The organism is Amycolatopsis rhabdoformis, from assembly GCF_035918295.1.
Taxonomy (GTDB): Bacteria; Actinomycetota; Actinomycetes; order Mycobacteriales; family Pseudonocardiaceae; genus Amycolatopsis; species Amycolatopsis rhabdoformis.
Window position 1 is genome coordinate 9,234,013 of sequence record NZ_CP142149.1, and the last position, 17,840, is coordinate 9,251,852.

Sequence of the window (17,840 nt, forward strand, 5' to 3'; positions counted from 1 at the left end):
TTTTACGATGCGCTCGTGGACGAGTCGCCGACGGTCCTCGACCTCGGCTGCGGCACCGGCGCCTTGCTGCGCCACGCCCGCGACCGAGGCCACCGAGGCCGCCTCGCCGGCCTCGACCCTGATCACGCGGCCCTCGCACGGGCACGCCACCGCTGCCCCGACGTCGAGTGGTGGCCCGGAACGGCCGCCGGACTCATCGTCGCCGCGGAGTTCGACCTCGTCACGATGACCGGTCACGCGTTCCAGTGCCTCACCACCGACCACGACCTGCGGGCTTCCCTCACCGCTGTCCGCCGCGCGTTGCGGCCCGGCGGCCGGTTCGCCTTCGAAACGCGGCACCCGCGTGCAAAGGCTTGGGAGACTTGGACTCCCGCCCACGCGGTCACGGTCTCGCGGCCGCGCGAGCTGCGCGTGTGGCACGAGGTCGAGTCGGTCGTCGGTGACCTGGTGAGCTTCACCGAGACGGCGGCCGCCCCGGATGGCACTGTGCTGCGCGTCGACCGCGCGACGCTGCGGTTTCTCGGCCCGGCCGAGCTCGACGAGTTCCTCGGTGCCGCCGGGTTCGCGGTGCAGGAGCGGTTCGGGGACTGGGATCGGGCGGCGATGACCGACCGGAGCCGGGAGATCATCACGATCGCCCAGGCCTGACCCCGAGGCGCCCTACCGCAGCGCCGCCACCACCGGACCACGCTGTTCCAGCAGCACCGGCCCCAACGCCGTCAGCCGGACCACGCCGGTGTAGCCGCCACGGTCGACGCCGACCGTGCGGAGGGTGGAGCCGTCGGTTTCGTTGAGGACGGCGAGGCCGCCGGTGATGGGGACGACGAGCTGGCGCGCGAAGGTGATGCCGGGGCCGCGGGTGGAGGAGAGGGTCCAGCGGGGCTGGAGGGTGTCGCGGGAGAGGGCGACGGTTTTGGTGCCCGTGAACCAGTACACGCCGCTGTCGGTGCGGGTGGTCTGTTCGACGCCGCCCGGTGGGTCGCCGGCCAGGTCGGAGGCGGGGAGGTCCATGGGGTAGGCGGAGCGTTCGGTGCCGTCGGGGCCGTAGATGACCAGGAGTTTCTGGTCGGGCAGCAGGACGGCGGTGACGTCGCCCGACATGGCGATCACGCGGGCGCGCGAGCCGGCCAGGATGGTGCTGAAGACGACCTGCGGTTCGTCCTCGTGTTCGGCCGTGGCTTTGTACACGGTGAGCCGGTCGTGGGGGTCGCCGGGACAGCGCTCGATCACGCCGACCTTCTCCGCGGCCGCCGCGACGGTGCCGTAGGTGCAGCCGGTGCGCGGCTGCTTGTTCGGGTTGACCATGAACGGCACCTGGCCGTATTCCATGCTCTTCACGAGGTCGTCGCGCCAGGTGTCGAGCAGGTGCTTGCCGGTGGTGGTCACGTGGCTGCCGTCGCTCACGAGCTGGGTGCCGAGTTCGGCGTCGCCGTTGCGCTGGGCCGTGATGGCGCCTGTGGTCGGGTCGAGCTGCGTGACCTCGCTGCAGCCCATTGCCTTGTGGTACACCGCGTTCACGCGCCCCCAGGCAGTGTCCACAGTGCACAGCTGCAGGTTCTCGCGGGTGTAGTGCCAGCGGATCTTGCCGGTGAGCGGGTCGCGGCCCGCGACTTCGCCGCCGTCGGCGGTGGTCACGGTGTCGCCCTCGCCGATCGGCACGGGCGTGGCCGAGCTGGGTGCCTGCCACAGCTGCGACATCGAGCCCGGCACGGCCGTGGGCGCCGGCGGCAACGTCGGCGGAGTGGCGGCGAGCGCGCGGCTGGTGTGCAGGTTGTCGCTGTTGAGCGTGACGACGAGCGCCAGCGCGACCACCACCACGGCGATCAACGCCGCGATCACCCGGTCGCGCCCGCGGTTCCACGGCGAACGCCGCACCCGCGCAGGAGACCCCGTGGCGGCCGGTGGCTGCCACGGGGTCAACACGTCTTCAGTGCCGTACGGGCGGCGGGAAACCACCCCGGGATCCGAAGGCGGCGAATCGTTCTCCGCGGGCGTGACGTCCGATTCGGACTCGTGCTCGCTCACGTCCCTGACTCCCGCCGTCGGCTCCGCTGGTCCCCTCAGTCTGCCGACGCAGGTGTATCAGACGTCGCGGAGGGGCGGCGACGACGGCGCCGACGTGCCGGACGCTCGCCCGTTTCCCCGGTTTCTCCCGAAACCGAGGCCGATGCGGTGGCCGCGCCGGCGGGACCGGTCGACTCACCACCGCCACCACCACGGGTGCGGCGACGCGAGCGCGTGCGCTCTTCACCCGAAGCGCCGTCGGAAGCAGAAGAAGCAGCGGCGTCGGCCTTCTCGACGGCCTCGGCTGCCTTCGCGCCACCGCGGGTGCGCTTGCGCGGCGCCCGCGTGCGCTTGCGCGGCGCGTCTTCCGAGCCGGCACCGGCACCGGCGCCACCACGGCCACCGGCACTCCGGCCGCGGCGCTTGCCGCCCAGGTCCTCTTCCTCCTCGGCGGCCAGGCCGGCACGGGTCCGCTTCGCGAGCGGGAGCCGGCCGGTGGTGCCCTCCGGGATGCCGAGGTCGCTGAACAGGTGCGGCGACGACGAATAGGTCTCGACCGGCTCCGGCTTGTCCAGACCCAGCGTGTCGGAGATCAGCTTCCAGCGCGGCATCTCGTCCCAGTCGACGAGCGTGACCGCGACACCGGTGCGCCCCGCGCGGCCGGTGCGGCCGATGCGGTGGACGTAGGTCTTCTCGTCGTCCGGGCACTGGTAGTTGATCACGTGGGTGACGTCGTCGATGTCGATGCCGCGGGCCGCCACGTCGGTGGCCACCAGCACGTCGACCTTGCCCGAGCGGAACGCGCGCAGCGCCTGCTCGCGAGCGCCCTGGCCGAGGTCACCGTGCACGGCGGCGGCCGCGAAGCCGCGCTCCACCAGGTCGTCGGCCACCTTCTGCGCGGTGCGCTTGGTGCGGCTGAAGATCATGGTGAGCCCGCGGCCTTCGGACTGCAGCACCCGGGCGATGACCTCGGGCTTGTCCATCGAGTGCGCGCGGTAGACGAACTGCGTGGTGCGCTCGTGGATCGCGCTCGCGTCGTTCTCCTCGGCGCGGATGTGCGTCGGCTGGTTCAGGAACGTGCGGGCCAGGGTGATGATCGGGCCGGGCATCGTAGCCGAGAACAGCATGGTCTGCCGCTCGTCGGGCACCATCCGCAGGATGCGCTCGATGTCGGGCAGGAAGCCCAGGTCGAGCATCTCGTCGGCCTCGTCGAGGACCAGGCCGCGGACCTTGCCCAGCACGAGGTCCTTGCGCTCGGCCAGGTCGAGCAGGCGGCCCGGGGTGCCGATCACGACGTCGACGCCCTTGCGCAGCGCTTCGATCTGCTGCTCGTACGGGCGGCCGCCGTAGATGGCCAGGGTGCGGATGCCGAGGTGCTTGCCGGCGCCCTTGAGGTCGTTGGCGACCTGGATGCACAGCTCGCGGGTCGGGACCACGACGAGCACCTGCGGGGTGCCGTCGCCGGGCACCTGCACGCGGTGCAGCAGCGGGACGCCGAAGCCCAGCGTCTTGCCCATGCCGGTGCGGGCCTGGCCGATCAGGTCGTCGCCGGCCATGGCCAGCGGCAGCGTGAGCGCCTGGATGGCGAACGTGCGCTCGATGCCGGCCTCGGCCAGCGCCTTCACGATTTCCGGCTTCACGCCGAACGACGCGAACGTGGGCGCCTCGGGCTCGACCTCGACGCCCGCCTGCAGCGGGTGCGACGTGTCGAGCGCGGCGGGGCCCGTCTCGCTGTGTTCCAGCGCGACAGCCGGGGTGGTCTCTTCGGTTGTGGACTGTTCTGCGGTCAGGGTGATCGCCTCTCTCGTGACCAGCGCGCACAGGCCGGTTGTCACTCGACACTCGACCGGGGGATCTGGGCAGGCACCGGAGTCAAGCTCGGCGCCGCAGCCGCCCTCCCGGGAATGCCGCTGGAGGCGTGCACGCACAATTGTGGCGAACCCCGGCAGCCCTGGTGGCGCCGGTCGCCCGCCGTTTCCCGCCGTCATGAAGACGTGCGGAAGCCTTGTCTATCTCTCCCGCAGTGTACCTGGTCAGGAGTTTTTCAACAGTACCGGGCGCGGCGGCGCGGCGTGGGATCGGTCTCTTCACGGCGCCGACCACGGGTTCGGCGATACCCTCGTCGCCGTGACCGACCCGAAAGAGATCAGCGAAGGCGTCGTCGACCTGCTCGGCGTGATCGCCTATCTGGAGCTTTCCGCCTTCGACCGGATGGCGGAGGACGCCCGCACCGCGCCGACGCTCGCCGGGCGCGCCGCGCTCGCCTCGATGGCCGCGGCCGAGATCGGTCACCTCGACATCCTCTCGACGCACCTGGCCGCCCACGGCGTGGCCGTGGACGACGCGATGCGCCCGTTCGTGGCCCAGGTCGACGCGTGGCACGCGTCCACGCGGCCCAAGTCGTGGCTGGAATCGCTGGTCAAGGCCTACGTCGGCGACGGTCTCGCGGCGGATTTGTATCGCGAGATCGCGAGCTGGCTCGACCCGGAGACGAAGGACCTGGTGCTCACCGTCCTCGCCGACACGGGTCATTCCGCGTTCGCCGAGCGCGAAGTCGCCGCGGGCATCAAGGCCGATCCGAAGACGCGCGACAAGCTCGCGCTGTGGGGCCGGCGCCTGCTCGGCGAGGCGCTCACCCAGGCCCAGTACGTGGTCGCGGAACGCGATGGCCTGGCCGAACTCATCGTCACGGGCTCCGGGGACCTGTCGGGAATCGCCGGTCTGTTCCGGCGGTTGCAGCAGGGGCACACGAAGCGCATGCAGGCGCTCGGTCTCGGCTGAAGTGCCGGTTCACCACGCGGTGGCGCGACACCGGAGCGTGGCAGTTGGGCTAGCCTTGCCAGGCGTAACGACAACGAATTTTCTGCGGAGGTCCCACGTGGAGGTCAAGATCGGCATCAAGGACACGCCGCGCGAGCTGGTGGTGTCCAGTGGCCAGACCGCCGACGAGGTGGAGAAGCTGGTCGCCGAGGCCCTGACGGCCGGTGACGGGCTCTTCCGCCTCAACGACGAGAAGGGCCGGAAGTACATCGTCCCGTCCGACCGCATCGCGTACGTCGAGATCGCCCCCTCGGACGTCCGCAAGGTCGGCTTCGGCGTCGGCGACTGACGCTCGCTGGTTGCTCGAAAGCCGCTCCGGGCTCAGGCCCGGGGCGGCTTTTCGTGCGCGGATGCTTGAGGGTGGAATCAGGCGGTGGCCGCCTCGACTTCTTCCAGGGTGGTCGGCACCGCGAACGGCGGGGTGGACGTGCCCATGATCCGATAGCGGCCCCAGGGGTCCGGGTCCGAGAGTTCGCCCGTGGCGGTGCGGTCGCCGATCGTGAGGGTGCAGGGCTTCTTCCGGCCGCCGACGGCCGCGGATACGGCGGAGTCGGGGGAGACGCGGCCGTACCAGTGGTAGTAGCCGTCGATGGGTTGGAAGTAGCCGCGCAGGTCGAGGTGGACCGGCAGGGCCGTGCCGTCGATGGTGAGGGTGGCGGGGCCGGTGTAGCCGTCTTCGTCGGTCATCGCAGGGGTCCTTCCGAGGGCTAGCCGGCGTCGCTGTCGGCTGAAGGGGCGGCTGAAGGGGTGGCCGGGGAATCGGATTTGGCGCGGCCGAGTTGCACGACCTTGTTCTCGTCCAGCGGCAGGTTCGGGTCGATGGTCACGCCGTGCTGGCGGGTGAGGCCGTCGATGGCGGCCCAGATGATCTGCGTGAGGTACTCGACCACGGAGTCGCGGCTCATGGAGCGGCGGTCGAGCCACCATTCGCCGGTGCTCTGGACCATGCCGACGATGCCGTGGGCCCAGGGTTCGGCGGCGCCGGAGTCCATCGAGAACATGCGCATGTAGTCGCCGAGGAGTGCGGTGAGCGCGGTGGCGATCACTTCCTTGTCCTCGGCGACCACGTCGGCGTCGGTCACGGTTTTTTCCTGCAGGCCGCCGCGGGCGAGGAGGCGGTAGAGGTTCGGGTGTTCCTCGATCACCGAGAAGAACGCGTCGAGCGCCATGCGGATGCGCGGCACGGGCGCGAGTTCGGCGTTGATCGCCGGGATGAGCCGTTCGAAGAGGATCTCCGTGCCGCGCTGGCCCAGGGCCACGTACAGGTCGGCCTTGTCCTCGAAGTGGCGGTACAGCACGGGTTTCGTGACGCCGGCCTCGGCCGCGACGTCTTCCATCCCCAGGTCCGGACCGTGGTTGTCGAGCGCGCGCAGGGCCGCCTCCACGAACTCCGCCCGCCGCGCGATGCGGTGCTTGCGCCACCGGTCCCGCCGGGCGTCGCCGGTCGCGGCCTCCCCCGGAATCGGGTGCTTGCCGGACTGCTTGCTGGAGCGCTTGACACGTTCGATCACCCGGGTCATGCTACCAGAGGTAACTGTTACCTCAAGTTACAGCTAAGAGTGACAGCCGATATGCAGGGAGGGCGAGCGATGACGCGGACGCTCAAGGAGACCGACCGGGAGAAGACCGCCGACCGGCTGCTGAAGTCTTCGGCGAACAAGTTCTACGACCCCGACGTCGACATCGACTGGGACGCCCCGCTCGTGGACGGCAAGCACTTCATCCTCCCCGAGCGCTCGTCGCTCTACGGCACGAAGCTCTACGACGACCTCAGCCCCGAGCAGCGCATCGAGCTCGGCAAGCACGAGGTCGCGAGCGTCGCCACCACCGGCCTGTGGTTCGAGATCCTCCTGATGCAGATGCTGCTCAAGGAGGTCTACGACGAGGACCCCACCAGCTCCCACGCGCAGTTCGCGCTCACCGAGATCGCCGACGAGTGCCGGCACTCCACGATGTTCGCCCGCATGGCCGCGCGCATCGGCTGCCCCGCCTACGGCCCGGTACCGGCGCTGCGCCAGTTCGCGAAGCTCATGCCCACCATCTCCTACGGCCCCGCCCGCTACGGTGCGATCCTCGTGGCCGAAGAGGTGCTCGACCGGCTGCAGCGCGAGCAGATGGTGGACGAGAACGTGCAGCCGTTGGTGCGCATGGTCAACCGGATCCACGTGCTCGAAGAAGCGCGCCACGTGACCTTCGCGCGCGAAGAGGTCACGCGTGGAATGGCGAAGCTGGGCAAACACGAGATCGCCTACCAGCAGTTCATCATCGCGCTGATCTCGTACTTCGTCACGCGCGCCTTCATCAACCCGAACGTCTACAAGGCCGTGGGCATCCGCCCGCGCGACGGTGTGGAAGCGGCGCTGAACAACCCCCACTGGCAGGCGACGATCGCGTGGGCCGGGGAGAAGATCATGCCGTTCCTGCAGGAGTCGGGCCTGGTCGGGCTGCCGGGCCGCTCCTTCTGGAAGAAGTCCTTCCTGCTGCCGGCGGGCAAGTGACCACCTTCCAGCGGCTTCGTGACCCGGCCCGCGAACACCGGTTCGTGGCCGGCGACGGCGCCGCTCTTCACGTGGAGGCTTCCGGCCCGGCCGACGCCGCCGTCACGGTGGTGCTGGTGCACGGCTGGACGCAGGACCACCGCACGTGGGACGCCGTCGTCGGGCACCTCGGACCGGCCACGCGGGTGGTGCGCTACGACCTGCGGGGCCACGGGGGATCGTCGCCGGCTCGACGGGGGACGGCGACGATCCCGCGGCTCGCCGACGACCTCGCCGAGCTGATCGCCGAACGCGTGCCGAGCGGGCCGATCGTGCTCGCCGGGCACTCGATGGGCGGCATGACGATCATGGCCCTGGCCGAACGGCATCCCGACCTGGTGCGTTCACGCGTGACCGGCGTGGCGTTCGTGGCCACGTCGTCGGGCCAGATGGACCGGATCACGCTGGGGCTGCCCGGGTTGGCCGGGTCGATGTCGGCGCGGTTCGAGCGGCGGCTCGCCAAGGCGCTCGCGCACCGCAAGGGCGAACGGCTGCCGCTGAGCCCCGCGATGGTGCGCTCCGGCGCGCGGTTCCTCGTGTTCGGCGACAAGCCGGCGCGCGGCGACGTGACCAGTGTCGTGGACCAGCTGCTGTGCGCGCACCCCGCGAGCCTGGGGGAGTTCCAGGACGCGATCTCCGTGCACGACTGCCGTGTGGCGTTGCGCGCGCTGCGGACCGTGCCGGCGGTGGTGCTGGCGGGGGAGAAGGACCGGCTCTGCCCCCTGCCCCACGCGAAGGTGATCGCCGACGAGCTGCCCGACGCCGAATTCGTGCGCTATCCGGGCGCGGGCCACATGCTGCCGCAGGAGCGCGCGGCCGAGGTCGCCGCGCGGATCAGCGCCCTGCTACCGCCGAAGAGCCTGCGCGGCAAGGGATTCCAGCGCTGACACCGTGGCGGGCACATCCTCGTGCACGGGGGTGTGTCCGGTGTCCACTATGGACAACTCCGCCGTGGGCAGGTGCGCCACGAGGTACTGCGCGTCGGCCACTGAGCGGGCCCGGTCGCGCACGCCGTGCAGCACCCGCACCGGGCACCGGATCGACGCGAGCTGCGGCGTCAGGTCGAGATCACGCTGGCTGGTGAGCACTTCGAGCACCGCGGCCTGCGGCACCGAAGCGGCGTAGTCGAGCAGCGAAACCCGCACCTCGGTCGGTAGCGGCTGGGCGAACGAGCGATCCAGCACCGCCGCGTGCAGCTCCGGGCCCCACTCCTGCGAAATCCTGGTGAGAATCCCGTCGACATCGCCGTGGCCCCGCATGTGCGCGCCGGTGTTGGCGAGCAGCAGCCCGGCCACCAGTTCGGGGTGCTTCGCCGCGAGCTGCAACGCGATGCAGCCGCCGGTGGAATGGCCCACGAGCAGCACCGGCCGGTCGATCCGCGCCGCGATGCGCTCCGCCACGTCCTCGATGCGCCACGGCCCGGGCGCCGAAAGCCAGTCGATCGCGTGCACGACCCCCGGCCACGCTCGCGCGAGCGGACCGAACACGGCCGGGCTGCAGAGCGTGCCGGGCACGGCCACGACGAGTGGGGCCAAGCGCGTCAGCCGTCCTTGCGCGGGAAGCCGCCACCGATGCCGCGCCACGCGAGGTTGGCCGTGAGCGCCACGGCTTCCGCCTGGGACATCGACTGGTTGTGCTGCAGCCAGTACCGCGCCGAGACCTGCGACATGCCCACCAGGCCCACGGCGAGCAGCCGGGCCTTCTCCTCGTCGAGACCGGCGTCGGCGGTGATGCTCTCCGTGATCGCCTCGACGCTGGCGGACACCGCGCGGTCCACGGCTTCCTGCACGGCCGGCTCGCCGCGCAGGTCGCTTTCGAACACCATCCGGAACGCGCCCGCGTCTTCACTCACGAAGTCGAAGAAGGCGCCGACCGTGGCCGGCACGCGCTGGCGGTTGTCGCTCGTGGAGTCGAGCGCCCCCTTCACGCGGCTCACCAGGTCGTCGACGTGGCTTTCGAGCAGCGCGATGTAGAGGTCCAGCTTGCCGGGGAAGTGCTGGTACAGCACGGGCTTGCTGACGCCCGCCTCCTCGGCGATCTCGTCCATGGCCGCGGCGTGGTAGCCGTTTTCGGCGAAGACGCGTTGCGCGGCCGTCAGCAGCTGGGCGCGGCGTTCGGTCCTGGGCAGCCGGACACCGCGTTGCTGCAGTCGCGCCATTTCCGTCATTCTTCCTCCCGTCCACGGCTTCGCAAGGCAGTAGCACCACCGCGTGAAGCGGGTTTGAGATTACTCGCGGGTACGCCCGAAACGCCAAGTGTCAGGCATCCTGGGGTGGTGACCACCTCCACGACCCGACCGGCGGCGCGCCCGGCCGTGACCCACGTGCCGCTGTCCACGGCGCCGCTGCCGGCGCTCGAGCCGGTGCTGCCGCCTTGGCCCGGCGTGGTCGAGGAGGTCGGCGGGGTCTCGCTCAACGTCCGCCGCACTCCCGGACCCGACGGTACCGTTGCCGTCTACGTCCACGGGCTCGGCGGGTCGTCGAGCAACTGGACCGACCTCGCCGCGCTGCTCGCACCCACCGCGAGCGGCCGGGCGATCGACCTGCCCGGTTTCGGGTTCTCCGAGCCCGCCGCCGGTTTCGACTTCAGCCTCGACGAGCACGCTGAGGTCGTCGCGCGGTATATCGAAGGCCTCGATGCGGGGCCGGTGCACCTGGTCGGCAACTCGATGGGCGGCGCGATCGTGCTGCTCGTGGCCGCCGCGCGGCCCGAGCTGGTCCGCACCCTCACGCTGATCTCGCCGGCGATGCCGGACCGCCGCCCCGACCCGCGGCGGCTGTCGGACCCGATGATGGCGCTGGCGTACCTGCCGGTGGTCGGCGCGCGTGTGCGCCGCCGGCTGGCCACGGCCACGGCCCGCGAACGCGCGGCGCAGGTCATCAAGCTCTGCTTCTACGACCTGGCGAAGTTCCCCGAGCAGCGGCTCGACGAGCTTACCGAGGAACACGGCGCCCGCGCCGCGCTGGCCTGGGCCGCGCCCGCGATGGCGCGCAGCACGTTCGGCATCTTCCGGCGCTGGACCGCGGTCGGCGAGGCTTCGCTGTGGTCGGTGGCGGCCCGGGTGAGCATCCCCACACTGGTGGTCTGGGGTCTCCACGACCGGGTGATCTCGGTACGGCGCGCGCCGCGCACCGCGCGGCTGCTCCGGCACGCGCGGCTGCTGGTCCTTCCCCGAACCGGGCACGTGGCCCAGATGGAACGCCCGAATGTCGTAGCGCGGGCCGTGCTGGGGCTGTGGGAGGCCGCTGAGAAGGGCACTTGGTAGTCCGAACGAGTGACAAGATGATCTCTCGGTCATCAGCCAGTCGCCGAGAGCATCACGGTTCGGATATGGCACCCTGGGGCGGTGGACCGGCCCCAGGACGCACGAGGAGACGACCGGCGATCCTCGTACGCCGGGTCAGCCAGGCGTGCGACGTCCTCCTCGGCCAAGAATTCGTCATCCGGCTCGTCGAGGAACTCCTCTTCCTCCAAGAGCACGTCGTCCTCCAAGAGCACCTCGAGAAGCTCCGAGCGGAGCACCGGCCACCCGCTCACCGACACGGGCTCGCCGCGCGTCGGCCAGTTCCGGCCGTCGAAGCCGCCCGCCCAGCGCGTGGGCGAGGACCGCTACCGCCCCGGCACCCGGCGCACCAGCGGTGAGCCGCTGAAGGCGTCGTGGCAGCCGAAGGGCGACGAAGAGAAGCCGGCCGCGCGCCGGCCCGCCGCGAAGAAGCGCGGCGTCGGCGGGTTCGTGAAGACCTACGGCTGGCGCGTGTACGCGCTGCCGATCCTGTTCGTGATCACCGCGCTCGTGGTGGTGAACACGGCCACCAGCCCGGCCGAACCCGGCTCGAGCGCGACCGCGGGCGCCGGGGAGACGGCGGGCGGCGACGCGGTGGCGGGCGCGATCGACGGCGGCCAGGCCATCCCGGAGAACCCCGCCAAGCCGGTGGACGTGAACGTGCCCACGGCCGAGCTGCCCACGGGCGGCGCCTACACCGAGTCCGGCAAGGGCACCTGGCACGTGGTGCCGGGCTCCGGCCCGGTCGTGGGCAAGAGCGGCAAGCTCTACACCTACACCGTGGACGTCGAGGACGGCATCGATCCGTCGAGCTACGCCGGCGACGACAGCTTCGCCACGGCAGTGCAGGGCATCCTGTCCGACCCGCGCAGCTGGACGTGGAACGGCGAGATCCGGCTGCAGCGCGTGGACGCGAGCTTCCCCGACCCGAGCTTCCACGTGAGCCTCACCACGCCGAACACCACGCACCGGGCCGACGCGTGCGGTTTCCAGATCAAGTTCGAGGCGTCCTGCTACCGCCGCAGCATGGACCGCGTGCTCATCAACCTGGCCCGCTGGGTGCGCGGCGCGAAGGTCTACGGCGCGGACATGACGGGCTACCGGCAGTACGCCATCAACCACGAAGTGGGCCACGCGCTCGGCAACAACCACGTCGGCTGCCCCGGAAACGGCCAGCCCGCGCCCGTGATGATGCAGCAGTCGTTCGGCGTGGCCGACGACTACGTGGCGATGCTCAACAACATCCCCGGCGGCGACAAGGGCAAGGTCGCGTCCGACCACCACACGTGCGTGCCCAACGCCTGGCCGAACCCCACGCCACCCGCGCAGTAGGCACCCCGTCGGCTCGCGCGGTACAAAGCAACCCTCGTCCCACGATCCGGACGCCGGGAAGCCCACCTTGCCGTTCGGCGTTGTGGATAGTGGGATTGACTACGCGATCCACGCGAGTATGGAGGACCCGATGTCAGACACGGCACTGCCGCCGCTCGTTGAGCCGGCTGCCGAGCTCACGAAGGAAGAGGTGGCCCGGTACAGCCGCCACCTCATCATCCCGGACGTCGGGGTGACCGGGCAGAAGCGGCTGAAGAACGCGAAGGTCCTGGTCATCGGCGCCGGCGGCCTCGGCAGCCCCGCGCTGCTGTACCTGGCCGCCGCGGGCGTCGGCACGCTCGGCATCATCGACTTCGACGTCGTGGACGAGTCCAACCTGCAGCGCCAGGTCATCCACGGCCAGTCCGACATCGGCAAGCTCAAGGCCGCGTCGGCGCAGGAGTCGATCGCCGAGATCAACCCGCTGGTCAAGGTCAACCTGCACGTGGAGCGGCTCGAGTCGGCCAACGCGCTGGAGATCTTCCGCGACTACGACCTGATCCTCGACGGCACCGACAACTTCGCCACGCGCTACCTGGTGAACGACGCCGCCGTGCTGCTGGGCAAGCCGTACGTGTGGGGCTCGATCTTCCGGTTCGAAGGCCAGGTCAGCGTCTTCTGGGAAGACGCGCCCAACGGCAAGGGCCTGAACTACCGCGACCTCTACCCCGAGCCGCCGCCTCCCGGCATGGTCCCCTCCTGCGCCGAGGGTGGCGTGCTGGGCGTGCTGTGCGCGTCCATCGGCTCGATCATGGTGACCGAGGCGATCAAGCTCCTCACCGGCATCGGTGAGCCCCTGCTCGGGCGGCTCATCAGCTACGACGCGCTGGAGATGAAGTACCGCGAGGTCAAGATCCGCAAGGATCCGGAGACCCCGAAGATCACCGAGCTGATCGACTACGAGGCGTTCTGCGGTGTCGTGTCCGACGAGGCCGCGCAGGCCGCTTCGGGCAGCACGATCACGCCCGCGGAGCTCAAGGCCAAGTTCGACAACGGCGACGACTTCGCCCTCATCGACGTCCGCGAGCCCGGCGAGTACGAGATCGTGAACATCAAGGGCGCCACGCTGATCCCGAAGGACCGCATCCTCTCGGGCGAGGCGCTGGCGGAGCTGCCGCAGGACAAGCCGATCGTGCTGCACTGCAAGTCGGGTGCGCGTTCGGCCGAGGCGCTGGCGGCGCTGCACGCGGCCGGCTTCAAGGACGCGACGCACCTCGGCGGCGGCATCCTGTCGTGGGCCAAGCAGATCGATCCGAGCCTGCCGACTTACTGAGCCGGTACTGACGGTCCGTGAAGGGCGCCTGGCGGGAATCCGATTCCCGCCAGGCGCCCTTCATCGCGTTCGGTCCGGTCGCGGCGGGTGTGTCTGAAATATGAAAGCGTTCCGTGACCAGCGCGTCTTCTCGATCGTGGCGCCGGTCGGCGGGTACCTTCGGTTCTCGTGCGGTCCACTCTCGAACGGCCACCCGAGCGGGTGTGCGCGGCCTTCGGCGGCGACATCGGCGTGGTTTCGGCATTGCCGGATTCCACGGCCTGGCGCTGCGGTGACCTGGTGCTGAAGCCGGTCAGCGACCGCTCGCGCACGCTGTGGACCGCGCGGGCGCTCGAGCACGCCGAGGACCCCGGGCTGCGGATCGCGAAGCCCGTGCGCGCGAGCGACGGCCGCTGGATCGTCGGCGACTGGTCGGCCTGGCGGTACGTGTCGGGCACGGCCGAGAACCACGTGGACGGCGCCATGCTCGCCGCCGTGAAGCTGCACCGCGCCACGGCGGATCTGCCGCGGCCGGATTTCCTGTCGGCGCGCGACGACCTCGACGCGGTGGCCGACCGCATCGCGTGGGAAGAGCTCGACCGGCCGCTCGACGAGGCCAAGGGCGGCCGCTGGTTCGAGGTGCTCGCGCCTTCGCGCCGGCCGATCAAGCTGCCGCTGCAGGTCGCGCACGGCGAACTGCTCGCGGGCGTGCTCTTCGACGGCGACGCGGCGCCCGGCATCGTCGACTTCGTGCCGTACTTCCGGCCGGGTGAATGGGGCGCGGCGATCGTGGCCGTCGACGCGATGGCGTGGGGCGGGGCCACCGGCGAGCTGCTCGACCGGTGGGCGCACCTGCCGGAGTGGCCGCAGCTGCTGCTGCGCGCGGTGCTGTTCCGCTTGGCCGCCAACGCGTTGAACCCACGTTCCACGGGCGCGGCCCTCGACGGCCTGCGCGCCGCCGCGCGTGAGGTCAGCGCGATCCTCTAGAAGCTCACTGCCGCTTCGCGGAAAGCGGCGAGTGATGTCAACTGCCTGAAACATTCCAGCGTTTCCAGGTAACACGGCGTGCTTAGCGTCGGGGCCATCGCCGACCCCGAGGAGTGCCCGTGCCGCACGTCGACACGCACTGCCCCTACTGCGCGCTGCAGTGCGGGATGCGCCTGGCCGGCACGCGCGTGACACCGCGCGGTTTTCCGGTCAACGCCGGTGGCCTGTGCCAGAAGGGCTGGACGTCCGGCGAACTGCTGCGCTCGGGCGAACGGCTGACCACCCCTCTCATCCGGCGCGACGGTGAGCTGACGCCGGCGACCTGGGCCGAAGCGCTGGACCTCGTGGCGGCGCGGCTGCGTGAGCTCACCGCGCAGCACGGCCCCGACTCCGTGGCGGTGTTCGGCGGGGGTGGGCTCACCAACGAAAAGGCTTACCTGCTGGGAAAGTTCGCGCGCGTCGCGCTCGGCACCTCGCAGATCGACTACAACGGCCGGTTCTGCATGTCCTCGGCCGCGGCCGCCGGGCTGAAGGCGTTCGGGGCCGATCGCGGGCTGCCGTTCCCGGTCACGGATCTCGCCGACGCCGACGTGGTTCTCCTGGCCGGGGCGAACCCGGCCGAGACGATGCCGCCGTTCGTACAGCACCTGCGCGGCGCCGAGCTGATCGTGATCGATCCGCGCCGCACGCCGACGGCAGAGCTCGCGGCTCTGCACCTCGCGCCCGCACCGGGCACCGATCTCGCGCTGGCGCTGGGCATCCTGCACGCCGTGGTCGCCGAGGGGCACCTCGACAAGTCCTTTGTGGATCTCCGGACGGCCGGCTTCGACGACGCGTGGCGCCTCGCCGCCGCGTGGTGGCCGGAGCGGGCCGAGCGCGTGACCGGGGTCGCGGCCGCCGACCAGCGCCGGGCCGCCACGATGCTGGGCGAGGCGCGCAACGCGTACGTGCTCACCGCGCGAGGAACGGAGCAGCACGCCACCGGCACGGCGAACGTCGGTGGCTGGATCAACCTGGCGCTGGCGTTGGGCCTGCCCGGTCGCGAAGGCAGCGGCTTCGGCTGCCTCACGGGCCAGGGCAACGGGCAGGGCGGGCGGGAACACGGCCAGAAGGCCGACCAGCTGCCGGGCTACCGCAAGCTCGACGATCCGGCCGCGCGGGCGCACGTGGCCGGGGTGTGGGGGGTGGCGCCGGAAAGCCTGCCGGGGCCGGGCCGGTCGGCGGCCGAGCTGCTCGACGCGCTCGGTCAGCCGGGCGGGCCGAAGGCGTTGCTGGTGTTCGGCAGCAACGTCGTGGTCTCGGCGCCGCGGTCGCGGCGGGTGCAGGATCGACTGTCCGCTTTGGACCTCCTCGTGGTGGCCGACTTCGTGCTGTCCGAGACCGCCGCGCGCGCCGACGTGGTGCTGCCGGTGACGCAGTGGGCCGAGGAAACCGGCACGCTCACCAACCTCGAAGGCCGGATCCTCCTGCGCCGCCAGGCCGTGGTCGCACCGGCGGGTGTCCGGTCGGATCTCGACGTGCTGCGGGGCCTCGCCACGCGGCTCGGCCAGCCCGCCGAGCGGTTCCCGGCCGACGCGGAAACCGTGTTCGAAGAGCTGCGGGCGGCGTCGAAGGGCGGCTCGGCCGACTACTCCGGGGTCACTTACGACCGGTTGCGCACCGGCGAGGCGCTGCACTGGCCCGTGCCGGCCGAAGACCACCCCGGCACACCGCGGATGTTCCTCGACCGCTTCGCGCACCCGGACGGCCGAGCGCGGTTCGCCGCCGTGGACCACACCGGGCCCGCGGAGCTGCCCGACGCCGAGTTCCCCCTGCAGGCCACCACCGGCCGCGTGCTGCAGCACTACCAGTCCGGCGCCCAGACGCGGCGGATCCGTGAGCTGGTGGACGTGGTGCCGGAGGTGTTCGTGGAGGTCCACCCCGACACCGCGGCGCGCGCCGGCCTCGTGGAGGGCGAGCGGGCGCTGGTCCGCTCGCGGCGCGGCGAGACGGTGGCCCGGGTGCGGTGCGTCGGCTCGCTGCGCCCCGACCTGGTGTTCCTGCCGTTCCACTTCCCCGGTGAAGGACGGGCGAACCTGCTCACAAACCCGGCCCTCGACCCGGTGAGCCGCATGCCGGAGTTCAAGGTGTGCGCGGTCGCGTTGTCCAAAGTGGACGCCGTCGCATGAGCACCCGGCACGTGGTCGTGGCCGGTTACGGCATGGCCGGGGCCCGGCTCGCCGACGAGATCCGCCGTCGTGATCCGGCGGCCGAGCGGGTGCGGCTGACGGTCGTCGGCGCCGAGCCGCATCCCGCGTACAACCGGGTGCTGCTGTCGTCCGTGCTCGCCGGCGGGATGACCGCGGCCACGGTCCGCCTGCACGACGAGGAGTGGGCCGCTCGCGCGAACGTCGAGCTGCGGCTCGGCACGGTCGTGACCGGGCTCGACCGCGCGCACCGCCGGATCACCACCACCGCCGGGCCGCTCGACTACGACGCTCTCGTGCTCGCCACCGGCGCCACGCCGTGGCTGCCGCCGGTCGAGGGGCTCGAGCCAGGCCCCGGCGTCGCGATGTTCCGGACGCTCGACGACTGCGCCCGCATCCTCGACGCGGCTCGCCCGGGCGCGCCCGTGGTCGTGCTCGGCGGCGGCCTGCTCGGCCTGGAAGCCGCGCGGGGCCTGGCCGGGCGCGGCGCGAACGTGACGGTGGTGCACCCGCACGGCCACCCGATGGAACGCCAGCTCGACGCCGGCGCGGGCCGCGTGCTCGCGCGGCGGCTCGCCGAGCTCGGCGTGACCTTCCGCTTCGACGCCACGGCAGCGCGCCACCTGCCCGGCGACGGCGTGAAGCTCGACGACGGCAGTTTCGTGCCGGCCGACCTGGTGGTGGTCGCCGCGGGCGTGCGCCCGGACACCGCGCTCGCCGAGGCCGCCGGGCTCGCCGTGGATCGCGGGGTGCTCGTGGACGACCTGCTGCGCACCAGCGACGGCCGAGTGCACGCCCTCGGCGACTGCGCGCGGCACGAGAACGCGCCGGCCGGGCTCGTGCAGCCCGCGTGGGAGCAGGCGGCAGTGCTCGCCGATCTGCTCACCGGTGCCGACACCGCGGCGCGCTACCGCGGGACGACCGTGGTCACGCGGCTGAAGGCGCGGGGCGTCGACCTCACCGCGCTCGGGGAGACCCAGGCGGACGACGGCGCCGACGTGCTCACCGTCGACGACCCGTCCGGCGGCCGCTACGGCAAGCTCGTGGTCCGCGACAACCGCGTGACCGGCGCGATCCTGCTCGGCCTGCCCGACGCCGCCGCCACCGTGACGCAGTTCCACGACCGCGGCATCCCGCTGCCCGAAGACCGCCTCGCGGTGCTGCTCGGCCGGGCGCTGCCTTCGGGCGCACCGGCCGCCGCCAGCCCGGCCGACCTGCCGGCGACCGCGGTGATCTGCCGGTGCAACGCCGTGACCAAGGGCCGGCTGGTCGACGCGTGGCGCGCCGGCGCCACCGACGTCGCCGCGCTGGCCCGCACCACCCGCGCCACCACCGGCTGCGGCGGCTGCCACGACACCGTGTCCGCCGTCGCCGGCTGGCTGGCCGCCCAGTGAGCACCC

At 71.7% G+C, this 17,840-nt stretch carries 17 protein-coding genes; 11 read left to right on the top strand and 6 right to left on the bottom strand.

Annotated features, from left to right (window positions below; translation table 11 throughout):
- Positions 1 to 15 precede the first annotated feature (15 nt).
- A complete protein-coding gene (locus tag VSH64_RS43055; RefSeq protein WP_326568473.1) occupies positions 16 to 648 on the top strand; it encodes a class I SAM-dependent methyltransferase in 633 nt (210 codons plus the stop codon).
- Positions 649 to 660: 12 nt separating this feature from the next.
- Here VSH64_RS43055 and VSH64_RS43060 read toward each other — a convergent pair whose 3' ends face one another.
- Both VSH64_RS43060 and VSH64_RS43065 read right to left on the bottom strand, forming a co-directional pair.
- Entirely contained in the window at positions 661 to 2,025 is a 1,365-nt protein-coding gene (locus VSH64_RS43060; protein ID WP_407655604.1) for an Rv3212 family protein, read from the bottom strand.
- 35 nt (positions 2,026 to 2,060) lie between these two features.
- A complete protein-coding gene (locus VSH64_RS43065) occupies positions 2,061 to 3,839 on the bottom strand; it encodes a DEAD/DEAH box helicase (RefSeq protein WP_326568474.1) in 1,779 nt (592 codons plus the stop codon).
- A 292-nt stretch (positions 3,840 to 4,131) separates the two neighbouring features.
- Between VSH64_RS43065 and VSH64_RS43070 the strand changes: the two genes are divergently transcribed.
- Together VSH64_RS43070 and VSH64_RS43075 are read left to right on the top strand one after the other, a co-directional pair.
- Positions 4,132 to 4,785, top strand: a complete 654-nt coding sequence (locus VSH64_RS43070) for a ferritin-like fold-containing protein (RefSeq protein WP_326568475.1) — start codon at positions 4,132 to 4,134, stop codon at positions 4,783 to 4,785.
- 97 nt (positions 4,786 to 4,882) lie between these two features.
- Complete coding sequence (locus VSH64_RS43075) at positions 4,883 to 5,113, top strand: DUF3107 domain-containing protein (RefSeq protein ID WP_220246448.1); 231 nt, start codon at positions 4,883 to 4,885, stop codon at positions 5,111 to 5,113.
- 77 nt (positions 5,114 to 5,190) lie between these two features.
- On the opposite strand, the gene VSH64_RS43080 is transcribed toward VSH64_RS43075, so the two are convergent.
- Complete coding sequence (locus VSH64_RS43080; RefSeq protein ID WP_326568476.1) at positions 5,191 to 5,511, bottom strand: DUF4873 domain-containing protein; 321 nt, start codon at positions 5,509 to 5,511, stop codon at positions 5,191 to 5,193.
- A 20-nt stretch (positions 5,512 to 5,531) separates the two neighbouring features.
- The gene (locus tag VSH64_RS43085) at positions 5,532 to 6,344 is read right to left on the bottom strand and encodes a TetR/AcrR family transcriptional regulator (protein WP_326568477.1); all 813 of its coding nucleotides are present in this window, start codon (positions 6,342 to 6,344) and stop codon (positions 5,532 to 5,534) included.
- A 69-nt stretch (positions 6,345 to 6,413) separates the two neighbouring features.
- On the opposite strand from VSH64_RS43085, the gene VSH64_RS43090 reads away from it, so the two are divergent.
- Both VSH64_RS43090 and VSH64_RS43095 read left to right on the top strand, forming a co-directional pair.
- Positions 6,414 to 7,322, top strand: coding sequence for an AurF N-oxygenase family protein (locus tag VSH64_RS43090; RefSeq protein ID WP_326568478.1), 909 nt, complete (start codon positions 6,414 to 6,416; stop codon positions 7,320 to 7,322).
- A complete protein-coding gene (locus VSH64_RS43095; RefSeq protein WP_326568479.1) occupies positions 7,319 to 8,248 on the top strand; it encodes an alpha/beta fold hydrolase in 930 nt (309 codons plus the stop codon). The genes VSH64_RS43090 and VSH64_RS43095 overlap by 4 nt, the downstream gene beginning before the upstream one ends.
- On the opposite strand, the gene VSH64_RS43100 is transcribed toward VSH64_RS43095, so the two are convergent.
- Positions 8,207 to 8,896, bottom strand: a complete 690-nt coding sequence (locus tag VSH64_RS43100; RefSeq protein ID WP_326568480.1) for an alpha/beta fold hydrolase — start codon at positions 8,894 to 8,896, stop codon at positions 8,207 to 8,209. The genes VSH64_RS43095 and VSH64_RS43100 overlap by 42 nt on opposite strands.
- 5 nt (positions 8,897 to 8,901) lie before the next feature.
- Entirely contained in the window at positions 8,902 to 9,528 is a 627-nt protein-coding gene (locus VSH64_RS43105) for a TetR/AcrR family transcriptional regulator (RefSeq protein ID WP_326568481.1), read from the bottom strand.
- A gap of 108 nt (positions 9,529 to 9,636) precedes the next feature.
- Between VSH64_RS43105 and VSH64_RS43110 the strand changes: the two genes are divergently transcribed.
- The 6 genes from VSH64_RS43110 (at position 9,637) to VSH64_RS43135 (ending at position 17,834) form a co-directional block, all read left to right on the top strand.
- Positions 9,637 to 10,626: an alpha/beta fold hydrolase gene (locus VSH64_RS43110; RefSeq protein WP_326568482.1), complete on the top strand. Its 990-nt coding sequence runs from the start codon at positions 9,637 to 9,639 to the stop codon at positions 10,624 to 10,626.
- An 81-nt stretch (positions 10,627 to 10,707) separates the two neighbouring features.
- Positions 10,708 to 11,976, top strand: coding sequence for a DUF3152 domain-containing protein (locus VSH64_RS43115; RefSeq protein ID WP_407655605.1), 1,269 nt, complete (start codon positions 10,708 to 10,710; stop codon positions 11,974 to 11,976).
- A 130-nt stretch (positions 11,977 to 12,106) separates the two neighbouring features.
- Complete coding sequence (gene moeZ, locus VSH64_RS43120) at positions 12,107 to 13,288, top strand: adenylyltransferase/sulfurtransferase MoeZ (protein WP_326568484.1); 1,182 nt, start codon at positions 12,107 to 12,109, stop codon at positions 13,286 to 13,288.
- 168 nt (positions 13,289 to 13,456) lie between these two features.
- The gene (locus VSH64_RS43125; protein ID WP_326568485.1) at positions 13,457 to 14,254 is read left to right on the top strand and encodes a TIGR02569 family protein; all 798 of its coding nucleotides are present in this window, start codon (positions 13,457 to 13,459) and stop codon (positions 14,252 to 14,254) included.
- Between the two features lie 119 nt (positions 14,255 to 14,373).
- Positions 14,374 to 16,422: a molybdopterin oxidoreductase family protein gene (locus tag VSH64_RS43130; protein ID WP_326568486.1), complete on the top strand. Its 2,049-nt coding sequence runs from the start codon at positions 14,374 to 14,376 to the stop codon at positions 16,420 to 16,422.
- Positions 16,419 to 17,834: an FAD-dependent oxidoreductase gene (locus tag VSH64_RS43135; protein ID WP_326568487.1), complete on the top strand. Its 1,416-nt coding sequence runs from the start codon at positions 16,419 to 16,421 to the stop codon at positions 17,832 to 17,834. The genes VSH64_RS43130 and VSH64_RS43135 overlap by 4 nt, the downstream gene beginning before the upstream one ends.
- Positions 17,835 to 17,840 lie beyond the last annotated feature (6 nt).

Bases quoted from the DNA above. Each gene is read 5' to 3' on its own strand.
- VSH64_RS43080 (WP_326568476.1), bottom strand. From the start codon at position 5,511: ATGACCGACGAAGACGGCTACACCGGCCCCGCCACCCTCACCATCGAC.
- VSH64_RS43135 (WP_326568487.1), top strand. From the start codon at position 16,419: ATGAGCACCCGGCACGTGGTCGTGGCCGGTTACGGCATGGCCGGGGCC.
- moeZ (WP_326568484.1), top strand. From the start codon at position 12,107: ATGTCAGACACGGCACTGCCGCCGCTCGTTGAGCCGGCTGCCGAGCTC.
- VSH64_RS43105 (WP_326568481.1), bottom strand. From the start codon at position 9,528: ATGACGGAAATGGCGCGACTGCAGCAACGCGGTGTCCGGCTGCCCAGG.
- VSH64_RS43085 (WP_326568477.1), bottom strand. From the start codon at position 6,344: ATGACCCGGGTGATCGAACGTGTCAAGCGCTCCAGCAAGCAGTCCGGC.
- VSH64_RS43090 (WP_326568478.1), top strand. From the start codon at position 6,414: ATGACGCGGACGCTCAAGGAGACCGACCGGGAGAAGACCGCCGACCGG.